1 protein-coding gene and 1 pseudogene are annotated in these 891 nt (G+C 75.0%); one reads left to right on the top strand and one right to left on the bottom strand.

Features of this window, described 5'->3' with window-relative positions:
- Window positions 1-267: pseudogene (locus GTP90_RS35865) on the top strand (hypothetical protein); the annotation flags it as partial.
- Window positions 268-271: 4 nt separating this feature from the next.
- Here GTP90_RS35865 and GTP90_RS35870 read toward each other — a convergent pair.
- Window positions 272-891, bottom strand: a 620-nt coding sequence (locus GTP90_RS35870) for a substrate-binding periplasmic protein (RefSeq protein WP_161087944.1), incomplete at its 5' end; no start/stop codon positions are given.

Consider the following 891-nt stretch of genomic DNA (forward strand, 5'->3'; position numbering starts at 1 on the left):
GGCGAGGCGGCGCAGGTGTGCCAGGCGCTGCACCGCGCGCGCGGCCAGACCGGCCTGTGGCTGGGCGCCTACGCGGCCGGCACGCTGGCGCTGTGCCTGCTGTCGGCGTGGATCGCCTACAAGGTGCATCCGGACACGCCGGTGCCGCCCGAGGTGGCCGCGTACGCCGAGCAGGGCCGCAAGCACGCGGCGCTGCTGGACAAGGCCAGCGACAAGGAGCTCAAGCTGATCAAGGAAATCCAGGCGCGCCGGGCGCGGCCGAAGTAGGCGTTCAGTTGGGCGCCAGGCCGTACTTGCGCAGCAGGCGCGCCAGCGTGCCGTCGGCGCGCATGGCCTCGTGCGCGGCGCGCCAGGCGTGGCCCTCGTCCTCGCCGATGTCGCGCGAGCCGGCCAGCCAGATGTCGCCGCTGCGGAACACCGGGCCGAAGTCGAAGTCGGCCTCGTGAAAGCCGTCCAGCCGGGCCGCGTGGCGGTGGATGTCCTCGCCGCCATAGGTGGCGTCCACCACCCCCTTGCTGACCATGCGCATGCACTCGCGCACCGACGCGCACTCGGCCACCGCGCTGAAGTGCAGCGACTCCAGCAGGCGCTTGTGCGGCGAGCCGCGCAGCACCGCCACCGGCCGCCCCGCCAGCGCCGCCGGGTCGCGCAGGTCGACGCCGCCGCCGTGGCGGCCGACAAACACGAAGTCCTGCCGGCGCAGCCGCACCAGCCAGCGGTACTGCGCCTCGCGCTCGGGGGTGCGGGTCAGCGGCACCACCAGCGTGCGCGCGTGCACCCCGGTCAGCGCCAGCGCCCGCTGCCACGGATAGAACTCCACCGTGGCCGGCGCGCCCACGCGGCGCGCCATCTCCTGCGCCAGCTCGACCAGCGCGCCGGGACTGTCGCCGT

Source organism: Duganella vulcania (assembly GCF_009857655.1).
In the GTDB taxonomy this organism is placed as follows: domain Bacteria; phylum Pseudomonadota; class Gammaproteobacteria; order Burkholderiales; family Burkholderiaceae_D; genus Rugamonas; species Rugamonas vulcania.